Here is a 23,907-nt window from a genome sequence, read left to right on the forward strand (position 1 = left end):
CTCTGTCTGTGGCCTGAGAGTTTCACGCGGCATCCAGGTGAACCGGATGCTGTGCTTTCACCGTCGGCGGACGCCACCCGATGCGTGGGTGATGACGCTTTCCAGAGTGGCCGGACGTGCGCGGTACGCGGACCTGAGAGATTGGCGGGGAGGCTTGCTCCTTCGGTGCCCGGTGTGACCCGGGGCTCTCCCGCACCCGTCATGTGGCCGGATCTTCAGTTGCGCGGCCAGCATATCCCAGCACGCGGTTTCGGCACGGCGACGCGCGTCAGGGGGTGCACGAACCGGTCGATACCGGCTCGGCGAGCGCGGGCGCCTGCTGCGCGAGAGGTGCGAGCACCCCCGAGGTGACGGCGTAGCCGACATCCGACCCGTCATCGGCACGGGCGAACACGACGCCCGCCGCCGCGCCGCCCGCGGTGAGCACGGGCCCTCCGGAGTTGCCGGGAGCGACGCGGGCATCCAGCGCGTAGATCTCGCGGCTCACCCTCGCGTTGTCGTAGATGTCGGGCACCTGCGCGGTTCCGACCGAGCGCACTGACGCCTGCCCCAGCGTGAACGGGCCCCCATAGGGGTAGCCGGCGACGGCCGCCGTGTCGCCGGCCCGGAGCGTTGCCACGATAGGCAGCGCCGCGGCGTCCTCGGTCTCGACCGCGACGACGGCGAGATCCTGGTCGGGGTCGAACCAGACGACGCGGCCTGCCTGCGCCATCCGTCCCGGCAGCTCGACCACGATCTGCTCCATGCCGGCGACGACATGCGCGTTCGTCACCACGCGGTCATCGGCGATGACGAATCCCGACCCGGTCATGCCACGGGAGCACGCGAACGCAGTTCCGGAGACACGGGCTACCGATTGCGCAGCAGTGCTCAGGGCGGGGTCATCCAGCGCCACCGCGGGGGCGGTGGGCGCCGTGGCCGGAAGATCCAGCAGCGTGCCCATCCGGGGCAGGGCGTCGACGAAGACCGCCTGCCGCAGCTGCGCGAGAGCGGCGCTCACGGGCGCGGGGGTCAGGGCGTCGATCGCCGCGAGGACGCGGGACGAGGAGGTCGCGGCAGTGACGACCGGCACCCCCGAGACCGCCGCGCTCTGGGCGACCAGCGAGAGCGACAGCGCCGTGGCGACGACGGCGACGACGCCCCCGAGCAGACGGTCGATCACGTGCAGGCGCAGTTTCTCGGCGCCGCGGCGCAGGGCGCTGCCGATCGCACCCCCGGCGACGGCGCCACCCAGGAGCACGGCAACGACTCCCGCAATGAGCACCGGGCCGCGCCAGTCGGACTCGGGCAACAGGGGCGCAACGATCGGCAGGAGCCACCAGACCGCGATGCCACCGACGGCAAGGCCGAGGGCCGATCCGAGGATCGCGAGCACTCCGCTGCCGAGTCCCCAGGCAAGCGCACCGAGCAGCAGGATCACGACGAGAACGTCGGTGAGGATGCCGAGGACCACGCATCCAGTCTGTCGATCAACCTGGGGGTTTTCTTCCAGCTCGCCCGAGTTGCGGTTCTGGTCATCCTGACCCTAAGATCGGATTAGCAGTTAGAGTCACTATGACACAAACCAGTATCGCTCTCGATCCTCACCGCGCAGCATCCACGGATGCCATCCGCGTCGCTGTGTCGACCGTGATTTTCACGGTCCGCCGCGCCCCCGGAGAGTCCTCCGCGCGACTGATGATGCCGCTCGTGCGCCGGACTCGCGAACCCTACGAATGCCTCTGGGCGCTTCCCGGCGGCTGGCTCGACGCCGGTGAGGGCCTGGATGCCGCTGCCTCGCGCACCCTGGCCGAAACAACCGGACTCACGCCGAGCTACCTGGAGCAGCTCTACGCGTTCGGAGATGTCGACCGCTCCCCACCCGGGTCGTGTCGATCGTGTACTGGGCGCTGCTTCGCGCTGACGACGTGGATGCCCAGCGGGCGGCGCACGAGGCGGCCGGCGATGCGCCCGAGAACGTCGCTTGGTTCGACGCGAACTCTCCGGGAGCCCTGGCCTTCGACCACAACGAGATCGTGTCGTACGCCCTGTGGCGGCTGCGCAACAAGGTCGGCTACAGCCGTATCGCCCACGGCCTGCTCTCCGAGCTGTTCACGTTGGCCGAGCTTCGCGAGGTGTACGAAGCGGTCCTCGATCGGCGCCTCGACCCCGCGAACTTCCGGCGTCAGGTCGAGAACTCCGGAAACCTCATCCCTACCGACCGGTTCCGCACCGGTAGCCATCGTCCCGCCCGCCTGTACCGCTATAACCAGGATGTCGAACTCGCCGACAGAGGTCCGCTAAACGCCCCTCGACGCGATGGCACGACGTTGCCCGCCCTCGAATCGAGCACCTCATGACTGCTGTCAACATTGCCCTCACGCCGCGCCGTATCGATCCCTCGGTCGACCACGAGATCGCCGCCATCGTCACGGGCTCCGGTCAGGGCGAGACCTGCAATACCGACCTCGCTGCCGCGCCCTGGAGCTTCGACACGGTTCCCGGATACGGTCCGGGCGCCTCGGAGGGCGATGTCATCCCGACCGGGGCGCCCCGCCAAGGCGAGCTGCCGCGGGAGTACCGGGAGGCCGACGAAGCCGAGCTCGACGCGCGGATCACCGCCGCCAAAGCGACCCTGGGTGAGCGCGTCGTGGTGCTGGGGCACTTCTATCAGCGCGAAGAGGTCGTCCGGCACGCCGATTACGTGGGCGACTCGTTCCAGCTCGCGAACGCCGCGAAGGCACGCACGGATGCCGAGGCCATCGTCTTCTGCGGGGTGCACTTCATGGCCGAAACCGCTGATCTGCTCTCGGGACCCGATCAGGCGGTGATCCTGCCGAACCTTGCCGCGGGGTGCTCGATGGCCGACATGGCCTCGATCGACGAGGTCGAGCAGGCGTGGGAAGAACTCGCTGACGTCTACGGCGACCTCGACACCCCCGACGCCGAGGGGCTGCTGCCGGTCATCCCCGTCACCTATATGAACTCCTCCGCCGCCATCAAGGGGTTCGTCGGGCGCCACCACGGGATCGTGTGCACGTCCTCGAACGCCCGCACGGTGCTCGAGTGGGCCTTCGAGCGCGGCCGGCGGGTGCTGTTCTTCCCCGATCAGCACCTGGGCCGCAACACAGCAAAGGCGATGGGCGTGCCGCTCGAGCAGATGCCGATGTGGAACCCGCGCAAGCCCCTGGGCGGCAACGATGACGCGACCCTCGAGGATGCCCGGGTCATCCTGTGGCACGGCTTCTGCTCGGTCCACCGCCGGTTCTCGGTGAGTCAGATCGACAAGGCCCGCGCCGAGCACCCGGGTGTCCGCGTCATCGTGCACCCCGAGTGCCCCATGGAGGTCGTGGATGCGGCCGACGAAGCGGGCTCGACGGACTACATCCGCAAGGCCATCGAGGCGGCGACCGAGCCCACGACCTTCGCGATCGGCACCGAGGTCAACCTCGTGCAGCGGCTCGCGGCGGAGCATCCGCAGCACGAGATCTTCTGCCTCGACCCGGTCGTGTGCCCCTGCTCGACGATGTACCGCATCCACCCCGGGTACCTCGCCTGGGTGCTCGAGTCGCTCGTGGCCGGCGAGGTCGTCAACCGCATCACGGTGCCCGCCGATGTCGCCGACCCGGCCCGCGTGGCCCTGGAACGGATGCTGGCAGCCAAGCCGCCGGCAGCGCCCGCCGCCGCCTGGGAGCAGGCGTCATGACATCCGCGCCGCGGGTGATCGTCGTCGGCAGCGGCATCGCGGGCCTGACCGTGGCCCTCCACGCCGCCGACCGCGGCTGCAGCGTGACTGTCGTGACCAAAGATGTGCTGGAGCACGCCAACACCCGCTACGCGCAGGGCGGGATCGCGGGAGTCATGTTCGCCGATGACCGCGTCGAAGACCACATCCGCGACACCCTCGTCGCCGGAGCCGGGCTCAGCGACGAGGCAGCCGTGCGTGTCCTGGCCACCGAAGGCCCAGCGCGGATCCGCGAACTGGTCGCGCTCGGGGTCGCGTTCGATCGGGACGAACACGGGGAGTTCCGAAAGGGGCTCGAGGCAGCGCACTCCTATCCCCGCATCCTGCACTCGGGTGGCGACGCCACGGGAACCGAGATCGAGCGCGCGCTCGTCGCGGCCGTGCGCGCGACGGCGGCGACGGTCATCGAGCACGCGTTCCTTGTCGACCTGCTCGTCGAGAACGCGCGCGTGAGCGGCATCCGCATCCTGCGGGACGAGCGCGACGGTCACGCCGGCACGCTCGAGACGCTGCAAGCGGATGCTGTCGTGCTGGCCACCGGCGGAATCGGCGAGCTGTTCGCGCACTCGACCAATCCCGCCGTTGCCACCGGCGACGGCATCGCCGCGGCGATTCGGGCCGGAGCCGCCGTCGCCGACCTCGAGTTCGTGCAGTTTCACCCGACCGTGCTCGCCGCGGGCGACGCGTTCCTGGTCTCCGAAGCGGTGCGCGGCGAAGGCGCCACCCTCATCGACGAGGAGGGCCATCGGTTCGTGTTCGATGACCACCCCGACGGCGAACTCGCGCCGCGGGATGTTGTCGCCCGCGCGATCGCGCGCGTCATGCGGCAGCAGGACGGCCGTCCCGTGCTGCTGGATGCCACGGCCATCCCGGCGACGGATGCCGATGCCCGCGCCGCGTGGCTGCATGAAAGGTTTCCGACGATCGACGCGGCAATGGCTGACCGGGGCCTCGACTGGGCTCGGACTCCGGTGCCGGTCACTCCGGCCGCCCACTACCTCATGGGCGGCATCGTGACCGACCTCGATGGGCGCTCCTCGCTCGCCGGTCTGTACGCCGTGGGTGAGACGGCCCGCACCGGGGTGCACGGGGCCAATCGGCTCGCCTCGAACTCGCTTCTGGAGGGCGCCGTGTTCGGAGCGCGCGCCGGGGACGCGCTGGCAATGGATTCCGCATCCGGCGTGTGGCCCGTGCTCCCGCACCACGACGGCGGGTTCGATCGCGACGTCGACACCGCCGGAGACGCAGGAGCGCCGCACCCAGCCTTCACGCGCGCCGCCCTGCAGAACCTCATGTGGGAGAACGCCTCGCTGGTGCGGGATGAGGCGGGCCTGGCCCGTGCCGCGGGGGTCATCGCCGCCTGGCGGGCGCACGAGCGCACACCGCACAGCGAACGTGCGTACGAGGACGAGAATCTGCTGCTGGTGGCAGAGCACGTCGTCGCTGCTGCCCGGGCGCGAACGATCTCGGCCGGCGCTCACTTCCGGCGCGACGCCGAGCTCGCGGCGGTGCGCTGATGCTGACCCGAACCGAGATCGACCGTGTCGTCGCCGCGGCCCTGGCCGAGGACGCGCCGTGGGGTGACGTGACCGCGGAAGCGTTCGTGCCGGCATCCGCGCGGGCCCAGGCAGACCTCGTCGCCCGGGAGCCCGGCGTCTTCAGCGGCGGCGACGTATTCGCCACCGCGTTCTGGCTGACCGACCCCGCGATTGCCGTGACGGTTCACCTCGCCGACGGCGACACCTTCGCGGCGGGCGATGTCATCGCGAGCGTCGACGGACCCGCCCGCGGCGTGCTCACCGCCGAGCGGGTCGGACTCAACTTCGCCCAGCGAATGTCGGGCATCGCCACCCTGACCTCTCGCTACGTCGCCGCTGTTGCCGACACTGGCGCGCGCATCGCCGACACCCGCAAGACCACCCCCGGTCTGCGGGCGCTCGAGCGCCACGCGGTGAGAAGCGGCGGCGGCCACAACCACCGGCATTCCCTCTCGGATGCCGTCATGGTCAAGGACAACCATCTCGCCGTGCTGACCGCATCCGGCGCCTCCATCACCGACGCACTGCGCACCGGTGTCGCGAGCCTCCCCCACACGATGCGCGTCGAGGTGGAAGTCGACAGGGTCGATCAGATCCCCGCGGTGCTCGCCGCTGGCGTCGACATCATCATGCTCGACAACTTCTCGCTCGACGAGCTGCGGGCGGGGGTCGACCTCATCGCGGGCAAGGCGGTCGTCGAGGCATCCGGGGGCGTGTCCCTGGAGACTGTCGGCGCGATCGCCGCAACCGGCGTCGACGTTGTCTCGGTCGGCGCGTTGACCCATTCCGCCCGCGCGATCGACCTGGGCCTCGACATCCGAATCGATCTCGAGGCGCCACGGACGTGAGCTTTCGGTACCTCGACAATGCGGCGACAACGCCGGTGCGCCGGGAGGTGCTCGAGGCCATGACGCCCTACCTCACGTCCCACTTCGGCAATCCGTCCAGTCATCACTCCGTCGGCGAGCACGCGGCGCGGGCTCTCGCTGACGCACGAGCACGCGTCGCGGCGGTGCTCGGCATGCGCCCCTCCGATGTGATCTTCACCTCGGGGGCTACCGAAGCCAACAATCTCGCGATCAAGGGCGTCTCGATCGCCGCCCAGCAGCGGCGCGGCGCACGCCACATCGTGACAACCGCTATCGAGCACGAATCGGTGTTGGCATCGGTTGACTACCTCGTCCGGATCCACGGATTCGAGGCGAGCATCCTCCCCGTCGACCGTGTCGGACGGGTCGATCCGGATGCCGTGGCCGCCGCTGTCCGCGCCGACACCGCGAGCGCCAGCATCGGCTATGCCAACAACGAGATCGGCACGATTCAGGATGTCGCGGGCATCGCCGCGGCACTCGCCGGCCGAGTCCCGCTGCATCTGGATGCCGTGCAGGCTGCCGGATGGCTTCCCCTGAGCGACACCGGCGCCGACGCGCTGTCGATTGCCGGTCACAAGATCGGCGCGCCCAAGGGCATCGGTGCCCTCGGCATCCGGTCTCGGATCCCCCTCGAACCCGTCATCCACGGCGGCGGTCAGGAGCGGGAGCGACGCAGCGGCACCGAGAACGTCGCCGGCGCCGTCGGGCTCGCGCGCGCCGTCGAACTCGCCGAGGCCGACCGCGTGGATGCCGCGGCGCGCGTGTCTGCGATGCGTGACGAGCTCATCGCGGGTGTCCTCGATCGCGTCCCGACGGCGCGCCTCACGGGAGATCCGACTCATCGCCTGCCCGGGACGGCGAGCTTCACCTTCGCGGGTGTGGGGGGCGAGACCGTGCTTCTCGAGCTCGAGCGGCGCGGGATCATCACCTCGAGTGGCTCAGCGTGCGCGGCCGGGAGCGACGAAGCCTCGCACGTTCTCCTCGCTCTCGGCGTGGACGCCGACGAGGCTCGGACGGCGGTGCGGATCACCCTCGGTCACAGCGCCGAGGGATCGGTGGAGCCGATCGTCGAGGCGGTCGAGGCTGCGGTCACCGCCGTAGTATCCGGGGTATGACCCAGCCGGCGATCACCGTCATCGTGCCGGGCTTGGATGTCGCCCCGTACGTCCCCGACGCGCTGGCCTCGCTGCGGAACCAGACGCGTGAGGACTGGGTGGCCCTTCTCGTCGACGACGGTTCCACCGACAGCACCGGGGATCTGTTCGAAGAGGCTGCGGCACGTGATGAGCGATTCCGTGTGCTGCGTCAGCCGCGCACGCGGGGCCTGGGCGCTGCCCGCAACGCCGGACTCGATCTGGTGACGACACCCTTCGTCGGATTCCTCGACGCCGACGACGAGTTCACCCCGTGGGCACTGGAGCGTCTGGTCGGCACTCTCGAGCGCACCGGGAGCGATGTCGTGATCGGCGCGTACACACGGCTGCGTCCGCAACCCGATGGCACGTACCAGGAAGGCGTTGTGCAGCCCTGGGTTGCCGCGGCGACCGCACCCGAGCGCCACAGGGTCCGGCTAGACGAGCATCCGGCGGCGACGGGAAGCATCGTCGCGTGGGCAAAGGTGAGCCGGGCACGGTTGTGGGATGAGCTCCGCTTCCCCGAAGGGCATCTCTACGAGGACCAGGTCGTCGCGCAGCAGATGCTGGTTGCGGCATCGGCCTTCGACACGATCCCCGATGTCGTCGTGCGCTGGCGGATGCGCCCCGACGGGACCTCGATCACGCAGCGCGAGTCCGAGGTCGCGGTGCTCCGGGACTGCCTGGACGCGATGGCCGCGGGCCTCGAGGTGCTCACGGGGCATGCCGATGCACGTCGTGCCCGCGTCGAGCTCATCCGGGCGATGGATCTGCCGCGGCTTCACGCACTCGCCACGGGCAATCCCGATCCGGAGTACGGGGCGCTGCTGGCAGCCTTCGAGGCACGCGTGGACGCGCTGGCGCTCGAGCGCTCTGACGCCTGACGCGCGCTACCGGGCGTCAGGGTCGGTGGCGATGGTGGTGTGCAACCAATCGCACCACACCGATACGACGTGCCACGCGGCGCGGATCTCATCGAGAGCGACCGGTGTCCACATCCACTCATCCGGCTGCTCCTCCCGCCCGACCGCGAGATGACGAAGCCGCAAGAGCTCGATGCGGGGGTGGTCTGTCGCAAATCCCCGCGGCGCGGTGCGCAACGCGTTCTCGCGCATCGGTTCGAAACCCGCGGCGCGGACCTCGGCGAGCGTGGCCTCCAGGTCGGGGGCCGTGCGCGGATCATCGACGAGGGACCGAAACGCCGCCAGCCGCGCCGGCGAAGGTTGATACATCCCGCCCCCGATCAGCAGGCCGGATGCCGACAGCTGCAGGTAGTGAGCAGCGGATGCGCGGGTCACGAGACCGATCTGGAGCTTGTAGGGCGACTTGTCGGCGCTGAAGCGGACGTCGCGATACGGACGGAAGATCTTGACGGGTCCGAACTCGGGCTCGAGCTGCTCGGCGAGCGCTTCGAACGGGCCCGCGACGTTGGTGTCGTACCGGGCCTTGTTGGTCTGCCACCAGTCCTTGGTGTTGTGGACCGCCAGCTCGTCGAAGAAGGCCAGGGCGTCGGGATTCAGGCCGTCGAAGCTCACGCCTGGAGCATAACGCCGGCCGGTGACACCGGTAAGGTGTGAGCATGACTGCGAACGATGGCGCTGGCACGGAACGCGAGAATCTCGACGCCCTTCGCAAGGAGATCGACGACCTGAAGTCGATCCCCGAGGAGCAGCTCATCTCCCCGACACCGGCCGATCTTCTCGAAGAAGAGCCCACGCCGCATCCGACCAACGCGATCGGGTCCGAGCAGTGGGACAAGTCGGTGGACGAAGAGACCCTCGACGACTGATCGCATCCCCCGAGCGACCCGGCCCGACAAAATCCCGACGTCGGTCGGGAATCGAACGTCGGCTGCCGCGGTTATCGTAATGGTCGCCACCCCGCGTGGCTCGATTGCGCCTGGCCTCCCAGCACATCCCCATGGATTTCGCCGGTGGTGGCTCGCGCCCCGATAGTGAGGAACCGCCCGTGGCAGCGATCAACGCGAACCCGCAGACAGGCTCGATCCCGACGGTCGTTTCGGATGCGAGGCCCGCTGCGAGTCGAGGAATGCAGCTGAGCCCCGCAGAGAACCGGATCATCTGGCTCCTGCTCTCGGCAGCGTTCGTCGCGATCCTGAACGAGACGACCATGGGTGTGGCGATCCCGCGTCTCATCGTCGATCTCGGCATCACCGCGGTCGCTGCACAGTGGTTGACGACCGCGTTCATGTTGACGATGGCCGTCGTCATCCCGATCAGCGGGTTCCTGTTGCAGCGCTTCACGACCCGCCAGGTCTTCCTGGCGGCGATGACGCTCTTCTCGACGGGTACCGCCGTGGCGTTCATCGCACCCGGCTTCGAGATCCTTCTCGTCGCGCGCGTCATCCAGGCATCGGGCACCGCGATCATGATGCCTCTGCTGATGACAACCCTCATGACCATCGTTCCGCCGCACGCGCGCGGTCGGATGATGGGCCGGGTCAGCATCGTCATCGCGCTCGCTCCGGCGATCGGCCCCTCGCTGTCGGGACTCATCCTCGACTCCCTCGGCTGGCACTGGATCTTCGGAATCGTGCTCCCGATCGCGATCGCGGCGCTCGTGGCCGGGGCGATCTGGATCCGCAACCTTGGTGAACCCACCCGCGCACCGATCGACGTGCTCTCGGTCATCCTCTCGGCGTTCGGGTTCGGTGGCCTCGTGTACGGGCTCAGCCAGATCGGCGGCGCGGCAAGTCACGGCGGCGGCGAGGCGGATGCCGCCGCCGGCGCCGGCTCCACGATGACCCTCGTGACTGCCATTGCGATCGGGATCGTCGCGCTCGCGCTGTTCGTCTGGCGCCAGCTGGTGCTGCAACGCAAGGACGACGCCCTGATGGACCTTCGCGTGTTCCGTTCGGCCAACTTCTCCCTGTCGATCGCCCAGATGGGGATTCTGTCGATGGCGTTCTTCGGCGCGATCACCGTGCTCCCCCTGTACCTCAGCCAGGCTGTCGGGGCCACAGCGCTCGAGAGCGGGCTCCTGCTGCTGCCGGGGTCACTCGCGATGGGCTTCGCCGGCCCGATCGTGGGCCGCATCTACGATGCATCCGGCACACGGGTGCTTCTGGTTCCTGGCGCGATCCTGGCCGTTACGGCGCTGTGGGCGTACGCCAGCTACGGCGCCGACACCTCGATCTGGGTGATCCTCGTGACGCAGATCGTGCTGTCGCTCGGACTCGCGCTCTCGTTCACCCCGCTGTTCACGGCGTCGCTCGCGTCGCTCCAACCGCGTTTCTACTCCTACGGTTCCGCGGTCCTCGGTACGGTACAGCAGGTTGCCGGAGCGGCGGGCGTGGCCGTCATGGTCACGACGATGTCGGCGATCGCCGCCTCCGCCGTCGAAGCGGGGCTGCCGGCCAACGAGGCTGCCGCAGCCGGCGCGCGCGGGGCATTCATGGTCTCGGCGATCGTGGCGCTCCCGATCCTCGTCGGTGCGTTCATCATTCGGAAGCCCGCCGACCAGCCCGAGGGTGTCGTTCCGGCGCACTGATCGGTAGCGAGCGGATCGGTCCCGTGCAACCCCCTGTCGATACCGGCCGGGGTTGCCTACCGTGTGGCGTACGAACTTCACGCACCAGGGAGGATCTTCATGTCGCACCTGACCGGAAAGACTGTCGCGTTTCTCGTTACTGACGGCTTCGAAGACAGCGAACTGACCTCACCCTGGGAAGCAGTGACCTCGCACGGGGCGCAGGCGCGCCTCGTCTCGCCCGCCGGAGACAGCGTCACAGGCAAGAACGGCCACCACCAGAGCGTGGATGTCGATAGCTCCGTCGCCAACGCCGCCGAGTTCGATGCTCTCGTCCTGCCGGGCGGCGTCGTCAACGCCGACCACCTGCGGATGGATGCCGCATCCTGCGGGTTCGCGCGGGACTTCTTCGAGCAGCACAAGCCCGTCGGCGTGATCTGCCACGGCGCGTGGACGCTCATCGAGGCGAACGTCGTCGACGGTCGCACGCTGACCAGCTACCCGAGTCTTCAAACCGACCTGCGAAACGCGGGAGCGAACTGGGTTGACGAGGAGGTCGTCGTCGACCAGGGGCTTGTCTCGAGCCGCACTCCCGATGATCTCCCCGCCTTCAACGACAAGCTCGTGGAGGAGATCGGCGAGGGCCGGCACGAGGGCCAGACAGCCTGAGAGCAATCGTGAGACGGTGCTCCGCTGCGATCAGCGATCGTCGAGCGTGCCCAGCTCATCTGCTCCGGGGAGCTCGTGCTCATCTTCGGGCACAGGCACAAGCGCGATCGGGACGCCCGGGCTCAGGAGCAAGAAGGCTTCGCGACGCATCCCCTCGCCGTCGTTGACCCGAAGCCACTGGGGAGCACTCAGCATGCCATCGAGGACCTCCTGACGCACATCCTCGAACTCTCGGCCGCCGACGCTGTAGAGCTCGCCGCCGTAGACGATGTCAATGCGCTTCATGATTACCTCCGGGCACAGGGTCGCCTTCCTTCGGTTCAGGCACCACGTACAAGCCCGATGGAGAGTTCGCTGTGAACGCGAGTGCTTCCACCCACGCCATGTTCAGCTGCGGACGGCGCCCACCGTAGAACTTGTAGACGAGTGAGCAACGCGGGTGAACCCACACGGTGGTTCGACCGTCTCCGATGCTCGCGTCGTCCTTCCACGTGAAGTGAAACGCCTCGTTCCGCCTCAGCTTCGTCCCGATGACAACCTGCAGATGCACCAACGTCCGATCATCGAAGTCGACCTTTACCGTGCCGTCGTAGATGAACTTTCCCATTCCACTCTTTCTCCCCTGTATGGGCGCGCCCCGGACCATTGCGAAGCGCCGTGGTGCGGATCTCCGTAATGATTGCAGACCCAACGATCAGTATGCGACCACATCGCCCCCGTTCGCGCCGACGCCACCTACGCCGATCACAATCAACCCACGGCGCCCGCCTGCGTATCTCACTCTGCTAGTCCCAGTGGGCGTGACGGTCAAGTCCCTCCCGTGCATGCTTTGCCGCTTCTAGCGTTGATCCCGTGAGGTCATCACGACCGCCCAGAGAGGAGACATCCGATGCCTGGACGCCGGAATTCGAGCCTGAAAGACCCGGAGCTGTACGAGGAGCTGCGCGACGACGGGGCATCAAAGGAGAAGGCGGCTCGCATCTCGAACGCTGCAGCAAAGCGCGGTAGGGACAACGTCGGACGCAAGGGGGGCGAGTCGGGCAGCTACGAGGATTGGACCGTCGCCGAGCTGAAGAAGCGCGCGAAGGACGTGGGATTGTCCGGTTACTCGTCGATGCGCAAGAACGAACTCATCGACGCGCTGCGGAACCACTGAGGTTGGGCACGACCTTCACAATCGCACCCAACGCCGCGGCGAGCAGCGACACAAGTTCGGTGAGGAGGATTCCCAGGATTGCGACGAGCGCGGCAATGGATCCCACCCACATCCCAGCAGTTCGCAGAGCCTTCATGTACTCAGGCTAATGGGTCGTCGCTGAGGAGGCACGGCCAAGTGCATTGTCAGAGCTCCAGCGGCCACGGGTCGTCCGGCGCCCCGCCCCGCACACCCTCGACGCGCAGCCTGCGGCGCTGAATCTCTTCGATCGAGGCGCGGTCGGGCTCCATGGTGACCTCTCCGGGGACCGACTCGACAACGAGCGCGGTGGCCTCGTTCAGGAGCAACGTCGCGGTGACAGAGTGCCCATCGGCGCTCATGGCGGGAACAGTGACGGCATCCGCCGTCCGATGCTCGCTGAGAATCCGGGCGTAGTCGATCAAGGCATCGGCCGTGTCGTCATGCATGAAGAGCGACCTACCGGCATAGTGCACGTACTTCATGTCGTGAACCTAAGCCTCATCATCACGGTCCACGACCCTCTTGACATCCCGGTTCCGATGGTCGGGGTGTCCTGGATCATGAGCCCGGAGCCCTACTCGGCGAGCCGACGCAGGATCGTGTCCATGACGCGGTCTGGAAGTAGGCGTCGGGCCGCGACGACGACCTTGGCCGACCCCGGCGTCGCGTAGCGCGTCCGCGGGCGCCTCGTCGTGGCTGCGCGCACGATCGTCGCGGCGACATCCTCGGGTGTGCCCGACGCTGCCGATGCGTCGACCCGCTCGTAGTTGCGCACAAGGGCTCGCGCCTGCCGCCCGTAGGCGCCGTCGCCCGAGTATTCCTCGGCGCTGCGCCGCGAGATCGTGTTCCATTCGGTGCGGATCGGCCCGGGCTGGATGATGACCACGTCGATCCCGTGCGGGGCAAGCTCAATGCGCAACGAGTCCGAGAGCCCTTCGACGGCGAACTTCGTCGCGTGATACCAGCTGCCGATCGGCTCGTAGATCCGACCGCCGATCGAGGACACGTTGATGATGCGTCCACGTCCGAGCGCGCGCATCGTCGGAAGCACGAGTTGCGTCAGCCGCGCCAGGCCGAAGACGTTGACCTCGAACTGGCGACGGGCTTCGTCGATGGGCACGTCTTCGAGCGCTCCGTACGACCCGTAGCCGGCATTGTTGACGAGCACGTCCAGCCGGTGCTGCTCCGCGAGGATGCGATCCACGCCGGCACGTAGAGACGCGTCGTCGGTGACATCCATCTCGAGCACGTGACATCCGGATGCCTCGAGCTCCTGCATCCGGTCGACCCGACGTGCGGCTCCGTAGACGATCCAGCCGCGGGCGGCGAGGGCGAGTGCTGTGGCGTGTCCGATTCCGGATGAGGCGCCGGTGATGAGGGCAACGGGGCGTGGCTTCGGGCTCATTCCCCTAGTTCACCACGCCCGGTGGCGCTCAGCTCCAGATGTCAGTCCCAGTCGAGGTAGTCCTCGATGGGCCACGCGGTCTCCCCGACGTGTGTGAGGGGAAACAGGTCCCGCGCACCCTCGATCGTGACGACGCTGATTCGCTCGGGAGCAGTCGCCGCGAGCGCCTGCCCGTTAGCCGGTGGCGACACCTCGTCATCGGCGCCCTGGATGATCAGGATGGGAAGACCTGAGGGGATCTCGAGCGCACCTCCCTCTGGTGTGGCGGAGCGGGCGGCGCTCTGCATCGCGACAAGGTCGACCTTGCGGGCGGTCTCCGGCACCTCGGAGGCAGCGAATGCCGCGACATCCTCGGGCCCCTCCACACTGAGAAGCAGGAGTCCGCCGAACCGCCCGGGGTGATCGAGCGCCGCGATCCGTGCCACCGTGCCGCCGAAGCCGTGTCCGCCGACCCAGGGAGAGGTCAGACCGAGGTGATCCATCAGGTCGACGATGTCTTGAGCCAGATGATGCATCGTCGGCTCGACTCCGGCCTGCGGACGACGACTGCCCATGCGCACGACGTGGAAATCCTCCTCGGCGAGAGCTTCGGCAAGGGGTCCCAGGTAGCCGATGTTCAACCCCTGCCCGGGAAGCAGCATGAGGGATGGCCCGTTGCGGCGGTCGTCGGCGTACGGGATCGCCCGACCGTCGGGTTCGAACGTCTCGAGTTCAGCCATCAGCCTCAGTCCTCTCGTGGGTCAGTTGTTGAAGCGGAACTCCACGACGTCGCCGTCCTGCATGACGTAGTCCTTGCCTTCGAGCCGGGCCTTGCCTCGCGAGCGAGCCTCGAGCACCGAACCCGCGGCGACGAGGTCATCAAACGAGATGACCTCCGCCTTGATGAAGCCCTTCTCGAAGTCGGTATGGATGACCCCGGCGGCCTGCGGCGCCTTCCATCCCTTCCCGATCGTCCACGCACGAGCCTCTTTCGGACCGGCGGTCAGGTAGGTCTGGAGGCCCAGCGTGTCGAAGCCGATGCGGGCAAGCTGGTCGAGGCCTGACTCCTCCTGCCCCGTCGAGGCGAGCAGCTCCGCGGCATCCTCGGGGTCGAGGTCGATGAGCTCGGACTCGATCTTGGCGTCGAGGAAGACAGCCTGCGCGGGAGCGACGAGGGCCGCGAGCTTCGCCGTGGCCTCGGCATCCGTCAACACCGACTCATCGACGTTGAACACGAAGATGAAGGGCTTGGCCGTCAGCAGCCCGAGTTCGCGAATAGGGGTGAGGTCGATGCCGGATGCCGACAGCAGCGTCCCGCGCTCGAGCGCGTCCTTCGCAGCGAGCGCCGCCTCGAGCACGACAGGGTCGATCTTCTTGCCCTTGACCTCTTTCTCGTACCGCGTGATCGCCTTCTCGAGCGTCTGCAGGTCGGCGAGCTGGAGTTCGGCGTTGATGGTCTCCATGTCGTTCTTCGGATCGACGGCGCCATCGACGTGCACGACATCCGCGTCGGCAAAGCCACGCACGACCTGGGCGATCGCGTCGGCCTCGCGGATATTGGCGAGGAACTGGTTGCCCAGCCCCTCCCCCTCGGAGGCACCCCGGACGATGCCGGCAATATCGACGAACGAGACGCTGGCCGGGAGAATCCGCTCGGATCCGAAGATCCCCGCGAGGGCGTTCAACCGCGGGTCGGGCAGGTTGACCACGCCCACATTGGGCTCGATCGTCGCGAACGGGTAGTTCGCCGCGAGCACCTGATTCTTCGTGAGAGCGTTGAAAAGAGTCGACTTGCCGACGTTCGGGAGTCCGACGATACCGATGGTAAGAGCCACGGGGGTCCAGTCTACGGGGGCGGCGCGGCCGCGCCCCGGCGCGCCTCGTGAGCGATGTCGTACCCGCAAGCAATGCTGAAGCCGTGCCACTGGATTTCACCGCAATCGACTTCGAAACGGCGAACTCCAGCAATGCGTCAGCGTGCGCCGTGGGACTTGCCCGCGTTCGCGACGGGATCATCGTCGAGACGGCGGGGTGGCTGATTCAGCCCCCGTTCCCCCATGACCGGTTCTTCGAGATCAACACCCGCATCCACGGCATCCGCGAACAGGACGTCGTGGACGCACCGACGTGGTCGCAGCAGCTGCCCGATCTGCTCGGATTCCTCGGCAACGACGTCGCGATTGCTCACAATGCGGGCTTCGACATGAGCGTCATCCGCCGCGCCTGTGAGGCAACCGGAACGGCATGCCCCGACCTCAGCTACGCGTGCACGGTGCAGATGTCGCGGCGCACCTACGACATCCCGTCCCACCGGCTTCCCGCGGCAGCTGCGGCAGCGGGGTATGCGGGCTTCGTGCACCACGAGGCGGTCGCGGATGCCGTGGCTTGCGCTCACATCGCGATCGACGCAGCCCGGCGCGCAAGCGCCTCCGACATCACGTCGCTCACCGAGACACTCGGGGTACGACTCGGGCGCCTCGAGGGATTCGCCGCTGCCGCCGAGACGATCTTCGTCTAGGGACCACACCTGCTGCGGGTGCTGCGGCGCGGGGAATCGGCGATGTCGGTGGTCCGCGGCATCCTGACGACATGGACGCATTACTGGTGTCGGGAATCATCCTCGGAAGCCTGCTGGCGGGCCTGATCGCGGGGTGGGCGTTCGGCGCGGCGGGGGCACGGGCCCGATCGGCGGCTCAGCTTGCCACGGCGCGGGAGCAGCTCGCCGCGACGAGCGCCGCTCACGACGCGGCGCTCGCACAACTGGCGCAGCAGAAAGAGTGGTACCGCGACCTCGTCGCGCAGACCCGCTCCGATCAGGCAGTTCGCGAGGAACGAGAGCGACGCGAGCAGTCGGTGCTCCGCGCCCTCGAGCCGGTGCGTGAGACGCTGCAGTCGATGCAGCTGACGGTCGCCGAACTCGAACGCGAACGGCACAACCAATACGGCACGATCGCCGAGCAGCTCCGGCGAGCGCAACAGTCCGATGAGGCACTGCGGGCGACGACCGAGAGCCTCGCGAGTGCCCTGCGCTCGGGAAGCACACGAGGCGTGTGGGGCGAAACACAGCTGCGCCGTGTCGTCGAAGCTGCCGGGTTGACCCGCCACGTCGATTTCGACATCCAGTCGACGATCGAAACGGATGCCGGAACCGCGCGCCCCGACATGATCATCCGGCTCCCCGGAGACAAGGCCATCGCCGTTGACGCGAAGGTGCCGCTTGATGCCTACCTGGAAGCCGCGGCGGTCCCCGACACCGCGACCGGCGCGGACGCGGCGAACCGTCGCACCCTGCTGGACAAACATGTGAAGGCGATGCGCGCGCATGTTGACGCGTTGGCGAAGAAGACCTACTGGGCGGGACTCACATCCAGTCCCGAGTTCGTCATCTGCTTCGTTCCCAGCGAGTCGCTTCTCTCGGCTGCTCTGGATACCGATCCAACGCTGCTGGACTACGCCTTCGGGCGCCGCGTTGCGCTGGCGTCGCCGGTGAACCTGTGGGCAGTTCTCAAGACCGTCGCCTACACCTGGACGCAGCAAGACGTGACCGCCGATGCGCGGCGCCTGTTCGACCTCGGCAATGAGCTGTTCTCACGGCTGGGTGGTCTCGCGACGCACGCGAACGATCTCCGCCGCTCGATCGAGAGGACGGTGGAGTCCTTCAACCGCTTCGCCGGAACACTCGAGTCTCGGGTGCTCGTCACAGCGCGGAAGTTCCCGGGAATCGATGAAACGAAGCTGGATGCCGCAACTGGCCCTGCCCCGATCGAGTCAGCACCGCGCCATCTGACCGCGATCGAATTCCTCCAGGATGACGACCCGACATCGAACGGAGGCACCGAGTCCTCCCCCGCTCTCGCCGCCGATCTCGGCGCCGTCCGCGAGCGGATACAGTCGCCTACGCGCCGCCGGGAATGAGGCTCAGCAGCGCGATGACGGTCCCCGACACGAGGACGAACGCCCCGATCGACCACCACACCGACGGCTGATGACCCTCGGGGCGGCGGACCCGGAAGAACACATCCGGTCGCCGCGCGGGATCACTGGCGTCGGCGATCACGGCTTGCGCCCCGGTGTGCGGGCCCGTTCGCGGGTTTCGCTCTTCGCTCGGCGGTGTCGACATTGCGTCACTCCTCGCTTCCGGTACGGTCTCTGTCGATTCTGCCAGAGCCCCACCGCGACGCGGCCGCACTGCGCCCGCTCGGCGCGTGAACCGGTCAGCCCGTCAGAGCCACTTCGAGACGAGGTGCTCGGACGTGATCCGCCGGAGCGTGCCCGATGCACCGCGCAACACGACACTCTCCGTGTACACGTAGCCGCCCTCACGGCGCACTCCCGCGACGAGCTCACCGTTGGTCACGCCCGTCGCGACGAAGATCGTGTTGCTTCCCCGCACCATCTCGTCGGCCTCATAGATGTGTCCGTCGACCTTCAGCCCCGCATCTGTGGCGCGCTGCGTCTCGTCGTCATCACGCGGCCAGAGCCGGCCCTGAATGTGGCCGCCGAGAGCCTTGATCGCGCACGCTGTCACGATCCCCTCGGGGCTACCGCCGATGCCCACGCACATGTCGGTGCGCGCATTGTGACGGGCTGCGTTGATCCCGCCCGCGACGTCACCGTCGCTCATAAGACGCGTTCCCGCGCCAGCCTCACGAATGTCCTCGATGAGTTGGTCGTGTCGGGGGCGGTTGAGGACCGAGACCACAATCTCGTCGACGGGCTTTCCCAGCGCCTTGGCCAGGAGGCGGATGTTCTCACCGATCGGAAGGCGAATGTCCACGACGCCGACCCCAGCGGGTCCTGTCACGAGCTTGTCCATGTAGAACACCGAGGACGCGTCGAGCATCGTGCCGTGATCCGAGACCGCAAGGACGGAAAGCGCGTTGTTGCGTCCCGCTGCTGTCAACGAGGTTCCATCGATCGGGTCGACCGCGACATCGCATTTCGGGCCCCGCCCGTTGCCGACGCTCTCTCCGTTGAAGAGCATGGGCGCGTCATCCTTCTCGCCCTCGCCGATGACGATGGTGCCATCGAAGCTCACGGTGGTCAGGAACGCACGCATCGCATCCACGGCTGCCCCATCGGCAGCCTCCTTGGCACCGCGGCCAATGAAGGGCACCGAGCGGATTGCGGCGGCTTCTGTCGCCCGCACCAGCTCGAGAGCGAGGTTCCGATCGGGATGCAACGGGCTCATATCTGCGGTCAGGCTCACCATGCTCTCACCCTAGCGACGGCGCGACGGGCCACTGCAGACTTTCGCGCTCGGGTTCCGACAAGAATCGACGTTCTTGCCAGAGCTGCAATCGCGCGCCCCTTCTATCGAGCCACGAGTATCGAGCCACGAATATCGGCAGCGCCTCACCTGCCCGCGACGGTCAGGGCCGGGTCACCGGCGCCGTCGTCGCGTCGAAGTGCTGCGCGACCAGCAGTATCCCTCCGGAGGAGTTCGCCGAGTTGGCGAGGTCCTCAATCCATTCACGGCTCAGCTGGGGCGACTCGGGCTCGTCGAAGACGAACCGGAGCGGAATCGACGGATGCAGCCACAGCGTGGTGCGACCGGGTTCCTGGTCGTCTGGATGCTGCCACGACACCGTGAAGCTCTCGCCGCGACGCAGCTTCGTGGCGATCACCACTTTGAGGTGCGCAAGCGCGAGATCATCGATGTAGATCGGGGTTGCCGATCCGCCGTAGTAGACAGTTCCCATGTGCGCCACCTTATGCGCCGCGCCGTGAGTACGGGCCGTCATGGCAGAACCCTCATGTTCGCGTTGCATCTCCCGGCGTTCTCGAACAATCTCACGGCCGGCTCTTTCGCTGTGCAATCGGACGCTTCGCTAGAGTGACCGTGAACCCCCACCGAGGTGAATCCCCCGACAAGGAGCGCACTCATGCCCGTCGCAACCCCCGACCAGTACGCCGAGATGCTCGACCGCGCCAAGGCGGGCGGGTTCGCGTACCCGGCCATCAACGTGTCCAGCTCGCAGTCGATCAACGCGGTGCTCCAGGGCTTGGCAGAGGCCGGTTCCGACGGCATCCTGCAGGTGACCACGGGAGGTGCCGACTATTTCGCCGGACACACGGTCAAGGCGCGTGCGACCGGAGCGCTGGCCATGGCGAAGTTCGCCACCGAAGTCGCCAAGAACTACCCCATCACGGTTGCCCTCCACACCGACCACTGCCCCAAGCCGGCCCTCGAGGACTTCGTCCTCCCGCTTCTGGCTGCCTCGGAAGAGCAGGTGAAGGCCGGCGGCGAGCCGATCTTCCAGTCCCACATGTGGGACGGATCGGCTGTTCCGCTCGGTGAGAACATCGAGATCGCCAAGGAGCTGCTGCCCCGGCTGAAGAACATCAACGCGATCCTCGAGGTCGAGATCGGCGTCGTCGGCGGCGAAGAGGACGGCGTCAAGCACGAAGGCACCAACGATGCCCTCTACACGACGACCGGCGATGTCACGCAGGTGGTCGAGGCTCTGGGCCTCGGTGACCAGGGTCGCTGGATCGCTGCGCTCACGTTCGGAAACGTGCACGGCGTGTACAAGCCCGGCAACGTCAAGCTCAAGCCCGAGCTGCTCGGCGAGATCCAGGAGGGGATCGCTGCAAAGTTCGGCACGTCGGCCAAGCCCCTCGATCTCGTCTTCCACGGCGGCAGCGGCTCGACCGAAGAGGAGATCGCCCTCGCGGTCGCGAACGGCGTCATCAAGATGAACATCGACACCGACACCCAGTACGCGTTCACGCGCTCGGTCGCCGGCTTCATGTTCAGCAACTACGACGGCGTGCTGAAGGTGGACGGCGAGGTCGGCAACAAGAAGGCGTACGACCCGCGCGCGTGGGGCAAGGTCGCGGAGTCCGCGATGGCCGCACGCGTGGTCGAGGCCACGCAGCAGCTCGGTTCTGCCGGGAAGTCGCTCGGCGCCTGAGCCCCCGCGGTACGGGCGCACTCACCCGCCACGAACCGCGTGTCTGGCCTCAGGAGATCGAGGTCAGATACGCGGTGAAGGCGGGATCTGACATCAGCGGCACGATGGCGAGCGCGCCGACGACCAGATGGGTCACGACCGCGCCGACCAGCGGCACCCACCACGCGAGCTTCCCCGCCATCGTTCTGCGCACCGAGAACCAGGCGGCGATGAGGTAGCCGATGACGAGCGCAACGGCCGCGGCGGCTCCCCAGGCCTGCCCGCCCTCGAGGTTGGTGAATTCGCCGGGGATCCCCATCACTTCGAACACCGTGGCGGCGTACTGGGGGAAATCGAGCAGCGCGATCGCCGCGACCGCGACGTTGACCAGGGCGTAGGCGAGCAGCGCGAAGGTGACGATGCGATCAACGGCCCGCGACCGTGCAGGATCGGCCGGCGCTCCGGCTGCGCGGGCGGTGTTGTTCGCGGATGTCTTCTCCGCGTCATCCGTCACCGACTCACCGGTCTCGAGCGACCACGTCGCGTCAGGCTTCTGAATACGCGCGCGCTGCTCTTCCGGCGTCGCGTAGACGCCGTACTTCGGCTCCGGTCGCTCGTCGTCGCTCATGCGCGCACGCGCCCGCCCCGGTGCTCACTGGCACCCTGTCGCAACTCCTTGGGGAGCGAGAACATCAGATCCTCTTCGGCGGTGCGCACTTCTTCGACGTCGCGGTAGCCCGCTGCCGCAAGGTCTTCGAGCACCTGCTGAACGAGCACCTCGGGAACTGACGCGCCGCTTGTCACGCCGACGCTGGCGACGCCTTCGAGCCACTCCTGTCGGATTTCGTCCGCGTAATCGACCCGGTACGCGGCCTTGGCGCCGTATTCGAGCGCCACCTCAACGAGGCGCACACTGTTGGACGAATTGGCCGACCCGACCACGATGACCAGGTCCGTGCCCTGGGCGACCTTCTTGATCGCTACCTGACGGTTCTGGGTCGCGTAGCAAATGTCATCCGAGGGCGGATCCTGCAGCTCCGGGAACCGCTCACGCAGCCGCCTGACCGTGTCCATCGTCTCGTCGACCGAGAGCGTCGTCTGCGAGAGCCACACCACGCGGGACGGGTCCCGCACCTCGACGGTGTCGGCCTCCTCGGGTGAGTTCACGATCGTGATGTGCTCGGGCGCTTCTCCCGCTGTGCCCTCGACCTCTTCGTGGCCGAGGTGACCGATCAGGAGGATCTCGAACTCGTCGCGCGCGAAGCGCACGGCCTCGCGGTGCACCTTCGTGACCAGAGGGCAGGTCGCATCGATCGCCTGCAGCTGACGGTCGGCAGCGGACTGCACGACAGCCGGCGAGACGCCGTGCGCGCTGAAGACGACGTGCGCGCCCTCGGGCACTTCGTCGACCTCATCGACGAAAATCGCGCCCTTCTGCTCGAGCTCGGTGACGACATGGATGTTGTGAACGATCTGCTTACGCACGTAGACGGGCGCACCGAATCGCTCCAGCGCCTTCTCGACCGCGATCACGGCACGATCGACGCCGGCGCAGTATCCCCGGGGCGCGGCAAGCAGCACCCGCTTGGGTCGGTCGACCGGGATATCCTGGAGACGCTCACGGCGCCGCGGAACGCGGGGCATGGGCATGTGTACCGCGGGAGTGCTCATCGGTCCGATTCTACGGGCGCGGCCTGAGCGCGGGCCGGGCAAGCCGAAAGGGATCATGACGACATTCCAGCCCGAGCGCGTTCCCGGACAGGCACCGCCCCCGGATTCCGTGCATCCTCGGGACTCCAGCGCCCAGTCCCCGACCTCGGTCGCTCGCCTCGGCGACACGATCCGCGGCTTCGTCGAGACGTGGGGGTCGGTGTGGGTCGAGGGAGAGATCACGTCGTGGAACCTTCGCGGCGGCAATGTCTTCGGGCGGATCAAGGACCTCGCGACGGACGCGACGATCTCGATCCGGATCTGGTCGAGCACGCGGCAACGCCTCCCCGCTGACCTGGCCGTCGGCGATCGGGTCGTCGCGTGCGTCAAAGCCGACTACTTCACGCGCACGGGGGATTTCAGTTTCGCGGTCTCGGCGATGCGGCACGTGGGGCTGGGCGACCAGCTCGAACGCCTCGAACGCCTCCGGACACAACTGCGCGGGGAAGGGCTGTTCGATTCCGCGCGTAAGAAACCGCTCCCCTTCCTCCCCCACCTCATCGGCCTGATCACGGGTGAGAAGTCGGATGCCGAGAAGGACGTGCACCGCAACGCCGAGCTCCGTTGGCCGCGCGTGCGATTCCGCACGCAGTACGCGGCGGTGCAGGGCGATCGCTGCGTTCCCGAGACGATCGCCGCTCTTACAGCCCTGGATGCCGACCCCGAGGTGGACGTCATCATCATCGCTCGCGGTGGCGGCGACCCGCAGACACTGCTGGGGTTCAGCGACGAGCGGCTCGTCCGCGCTGTCGCCGCGGCATCCACACCTGTCGTCAGCGCGATCGGGCACGAGAACGATCACCCGATCCTCGATGACGTGGCTGATCTGCGCGCATCCACACCCACGGATGCTGCCAAGCGCGTCGTTCCCGACGTCGCCGAGCAGCGGGCGCTCGTGTCCCAGTTGCTCAGCCGTGCCCGCACGCGCGTGACACAACGGCTCGCGCACGACATCTCCCAGGTCGAGCAGCTGCGCTCCCGGCCGGTCTTGCGCAATCCCGAGCACGCCGTGGCTCAGCGCGCGCAGCACATCGAGCTGCTGGTCGCGCGAGGACGGGATCACGCGGAACGCGCCGTGGCGGCGCAGACCCGACGCACCGCCGAGTTGCGGGCTGCGGTTCGCGCGCTGTCCCCGGCCTCGACACTGGCCCGGGGGTATGCGATCGCGCATGTCGGCGGCGGTGTGATCGTCCGGGATGCCGAGCAGGCGCCCGCCGGCACAGAGGTCACCGTCACCGTGGGGCGAGGCTCCTTCGGGGCCCGTTCCGCAGGCGAGGTTGACGAGACCAGCACCCCCGATCGGCCGCTCTAGGAT

The 23,907-nt window shown here is 67.8% G+C and carries 27 protein-coding genes, 1 pseudogene and 1 riboswitch; of the genes and pseudogenes, 14 read left to right on the forward strand and 14 right to left on the reverse strand.

The features are described from left to right. Positions 1–111: 111 nt before the first annotated feature. Positions 112–203: riboswitch (glycine riboswitch) on the reverse strand. Positions 204–268: 65 nt separating this feature from the next. Next, positions 269–1,453, reverse strand: a complete 1,185-nt coding sequence (locus tag IT882_RS10570) for a MarP family serine protease (RefSeq protein WP_195691822.1) — start codon at positions 1,451–1,453, stop codon at positions 269–271. A gap of 101 nt (positions 1,454–1,554) precedes the next feature. Between IT882_RS10570 and IT882_RS10575 the strand changes: the two are divergent. The 6 genes and pseudogenes from IT882_RS10575 to IT882_RS10600 all read left to right on the forward strand — a co-directional run bounded on the left by IT882_RS10575 (position 1,555) and on the right by IT882_RS10600 (position 8,151). Continuing rightward, positions 1,555–2,339: pseudogene (locus IT882_RS10575) on the forward strand (NUDIX hydrolase). Next, positions 2,336–3,685, forward strand: a complete 1,350-nt coding sequence (nadA, locus tag IT882_RS10580) for a quinolinate synthase NadA (RefSeq protein WP_195691823.1) — start codon at positions 2,336–2,338, stop codon at positions 3,683–3,685. Before IT882_RS10575 ends, nadA begins: the two are co-directional and overlap by 4 nt. Beyond that, the gene (nadB, locus tag IT882_RS10585; protein WP_195691824.1) at positions 3,682–5,241 is read left to right on the forward strand and encodes an L-aspartate oxidase; all 1,560 of its coding nucleotides are present in this window, start codon (positions 3,682–3,684) and stop codon (positions 5,239–5,241) included. The genes nadA and nadB overlap by 4 nt, the downstream gene beginning before the upstream one ends. Continuing rightward, entirely contained in the window at positions 5,241–6,110 is an 870-nt protein-coding gene (gene nadC / locus IT882_RS10590; protein ID WP_195691825.1) for a carboxylating nicotinate-nucleotide diphosphorylase, read from the forward strand. The genes nadB and nadC overlap by 1 nt, the downstream gene beginning before the upstream one ends. Further along, positions 6,107–7,249 carry a cysteine desulfurase family protein gene (locus IT882_RS10595; protein ID WP_195691826.1) on the forward strand — a complete coding sequence of 381 codons (1,143 nt, stop codon included), beginning with the start codon at positions 6,107–6,109 and terminating at the stop codon, positions 7,247–7,249. The genes nadC and IT882_RS10595 overlap by 4 nt, the downstream gene beginning before the upstream one ends. Then, entirely contained in the window at positions 7,246–8,151 is a 906-nt protein-coding gene (locus tag IT882_RS10600) for a glycosyltransferase family 2 protein (protein WP_195691827.1), read from the forward strand. The genes IT882_RS10595 and IT882_RS10600 overlap by 4 nt, the downstream gene beginning before the upstream one ends. 6 nt (positions 8,152–8,157) lie before the next feature. Here IT882_RS10600 and IT882_RS10605 read toward each other — a convergent pair whose 3' ends face one another. Further along, on the reverse strand, positions 8,158–8,802 hold the full coding sequence (locus tag IT882_RS10605; RefSeq protein WP_229382068.1) for a DUF2461 domain-containing protein: 645 nt from the start codon (positions 8,800–8,802) through the stop codon (positions 8,158–8,160). A gap of 44 nt (positions 8,803–8,846) precedes the next feature. Between IT882_RS10605 and IT882_RS10610 the strand changes: the two genes are divergently transcribed. The 3 genes from IT882_RS10610 to IT882_RS10620 all read left to right on the forward strand — a co-directional run bounded on the left by IT882_RS10610 (position 8,847) and on the right by IT882_RS10620 (position 11,425). Beyond that, positions 8,847–9,056, forward strand: coding sequence for a hypothetical protein (locus IT882_RS10610; protein WP_195691828.1), 210 nt, complete (start codon positions 8,847–8,849; stop codon positions 9,054–9,056). Between the two features lie 131 nt (positions 9,057–9,187). Further along, complete coding sequence (locus IT882_RS10615; RefSeq protein WP_195694304.1) at positions 9,188–10,777, forward strand: DHA2 family efflux MFS transporter permease subunit; 1,590 nt, start codon at positions 9,188–9,190, stop codon at positions 10,775–10,777. Between the two features lie 99 nt (positions 10,778–10,876). Continuing rightward, entirely contained in the window at positions 10,877–11,425 is a 549-nt protein-coding gene (locus IT882_RS10620; protein ID WP_195691829.1) for a type 1 glutamine amidotransferase domain-containing protein, read from the forward strand. Positions 11,426–11,455: 30 nt separating this feature from the next. On the opposite strand, the gene IT882_RS10625 is transcribed toward IT882_RS10620, so the two are convergent. Together IT882_RS10625 and IT882_RS10630 are read right to left on the reverse strand one after the other, a co-directional pair. After that, complete coding sequence (locus IT882_RS10625; RefSeq protein ID WP_195691830.1) at positions 11,456–11,710, reverse strand: hypothetical protein; 255 nt, start codon at positions 11,708–11,710, stop codon at positions 11,456–11,458. Continuing rightward, positions 11,697–12,032: an ATP-dependent DNA ligase gene (locus IT882_RS10630; protein WP_195691831.1), complete on the reverse strand. Its 336-nt coding sequence runs from the start codon at positions 12,030–12,032 to the stop codon at positions 11,697–11,699. The genes IT882_RS10625 and IT882_RS10630 overlap by 14 nt, the downstream gene beginning before the upstream one ends. 282 nt (positions 12,033–12,314) lie before the next feature. On the opposite strand from IT882_RS10630, the gene IT882_RS10635 reads away from it, so the two are divergent. Then, a complete protein-coding gene (locus IT882_RS10635) occupies positions 12,315–12,581 on the forward strand; it encodes a DUF7218 family protein (protein ID WP_195691832.1) in 267 nt (88 codons plus the stop codon). Here the strand turns inward: IT882_RS10635 and IT882_RS10640 are convergent. From IT882_RS10640 to ychF, 5 genes are all read right to left on the reverse strand, one after another. After that, positions 12,556–12,717: a hypothetical protein gene (locus IT882_RS10640; protein ID WP_195691833.1), complete on the reverse strand. Its 162-nt coding sequence runs from the start codon at positions 12,715–12,717 to the stop codon at positions 12,556–12,558. The genes IT882_RS10635 and IT882_RS10640 overlap by 26 nt on opposite strands. Positions 12,718–12,766: 49 nt before the next feature. Continuing rightward, positions 12,767–13,084 (reverse strand): hypothetical protein, encoded by a 318-nt coding sequence (locus tag IT882_RS10645; RefSeq protein ID WP_195691834.1) that lies wholly within the window; start codon positions 13,082–13,084, stop codon positions 12,767–12,769. Between the two features lie 92 nt (positions 13,085–13,176). Then, on the reverse strand, positions 13,177–14,007 hold the full coding sequence (locus tag IT882_RS10650; protein ID WP_195691835.1) for an oxidoreductase: 831 nt from the start codon (positions 14,005–14,007) through the stop codon (positions 13,177–13,179). Between the two features lie 41 nt (positions 14,008–14,048). Next, entirely contained in the window at positions 14,049–14,726 is a 678-nt protein-coding gene (locus IT882_RS10655; protein WP_195691836.1) for an alpha/beta fold hydrolase, read from the reverse strand. Positions 14,727–14,747: 21 nt separating this feature from the next. Beyond that, entirely contained in the window at positions 14,748–15,821 is a 1,074-nt protein-coding gene (ychF, locus tag IT882_RS10660; RefSeq protein ID WP_195691837.1) for a redox-regulated ATPase YchF, read from the reverse strand. Positions 15,822–15,904: 83 nt separating this feature from the next. Between ychF and IT882_RS10665 the strand changes: the two genes are divergently transcribed. Both IT882_RS10665 and IT882_RS10670 read left to right on the forward strand, forming a co-directional pair. Continuing rightward, positions 15,905–16,504, forward strand: coding sequence for a 3'-5' exonuclease (locus IT882_RS10665; RefSeq protein WP_195691838.1), 600 nt, complete (start codon positions 15,905–15,907; stop codon positions 16,502–16,504). Positions 16,505–16,575: 71 nt separating this feature from the next. Then, the gene (locus tag IT882_RS10670; protein ID WP_195691839.1) at positions 16,576–17,901 is read left to right on the forward strand and encodes a DNA recombination protein RmuC; all 1,326 of its coding nucleotides are present in this window, start codon (positions 16,576–16,578) and stop codon (positions 17,899–17,901) included. Here IT882_RS10670 and IT882_RS10675 read toward each other — a convergent pair. The 3 genes from IT882_RS10675 to IT882_RS10685 all read right to left on the reverse strand — a co-directional run bounded on the left by IT882_RS10675 (position 17,882) and on the right by IT882_RS10685 (position 19,688). After that, positions 17,882–18,106, reverse strand: a complete 225-nt coding sequence (locus IT882_RS10675) for a UDP-N-acetylmuramyl pentapeptide phosphotransferase (RefSeq protein WP_195691840.1) — start codon at positions 18,104–18,106, stop codon at positions 17,882–17,884. The genes IT882_RS10670 and IT882_RS10675 overlap by 20 nt on opposite strands. A gap of 102 nt (positions 18,107–18,208) precedes the next feature. Continuing rightward, positions 18,209–19,198, reverse strand: coding sequence for a class II fructose-bisphosphatase (gene glpX, locus IT882_RS10680; protein WP_195691841.1), 990 nt, complete (start codon positions 19,196–19,198; stop codon positions 18,209–18,211). 160 nt (positions 19,199–19,358) lie between these two features. Further along, positions 19,359–19,688 (reverse strand): hypothetical protein, encoded by a 330-nt coding sequence (locus tag IT882_RS10685; RefSeq protein WP_195691842.1) that lies wholly within the window; start codon positions 19,686–19,688, stop codon positions 19,359–19,361. 183 nt (positions 19,689–19,871) lie between these two features. Between IT882_RS10685 and fbaA the strand changes: the two genes are divergently transcribed. Further along, positions 19,872–20,903, forward strand: a complete 1,032-nt coding sequence (gene fbaA / locus IT882_RS10690) for a class II fructose-bisphosphate aldolase (protein WP_195691843.1) — start codon at positions 19,872–19,874, stop codon at positions 20,901–20,903. A 49-nt stretch (positions 20,904–20,952) separates the two neighbouring features. Here the strand turns inward: fbaA and IT882_RS10695 are convergent, their stop codons facing one another. Continuing rightward, positions 20,953–21,510, reverse strand: a complete 558-nt coding sequence (locus IT882_RS10695; protein ID WP_195691844.1) for a DUF6264 family protein — start codon at positions 21,508–21,510, stop codon at positions 20,953–20,955. Beyond that, positions 21,507–22,526, reverse strand: coding sequence for a 4-hydroxy-3-methylbut-2-enyl diphosphate reductase (locus IT882_RS10700; RefSeq protein WP_418887791.1), 1,020 nt, complete (start codon positions 22,524–22,526; stop codon positions 21,507–21,509). The genes IT882_RS10695 and IT882_RS10700 overlap by 4 nt, the downstream gene beginning before the upstream one ends. 82 nt (positions 22,527–22,608) lie before the next feature. Between IT882_RS10700 and xseA the strand changes: the two genes are divergently transcribed. Continuing rightward, entirely contained in the window at positions 22,609–23,904 is a 1,296-nt protein-coding gene (xseA, locus tag IT882_RS10705; protein WP_195691846.1) for an exodeoxyribonuclease VII large subunit, read from the forward strand. Positions 23,905–23,907 lie beyond the last annotated feature (3 nt).

Origin of the sequence: Microbacterium schleiferi, from assembly GCF_015565955.1 — a bacterium.
GTDB lineage: Bacteria > Actinomycetota > Actinomycetes > Actinomycetales > Microbacteriaceae > Microbacterium > Microbacterium schleiferi_A.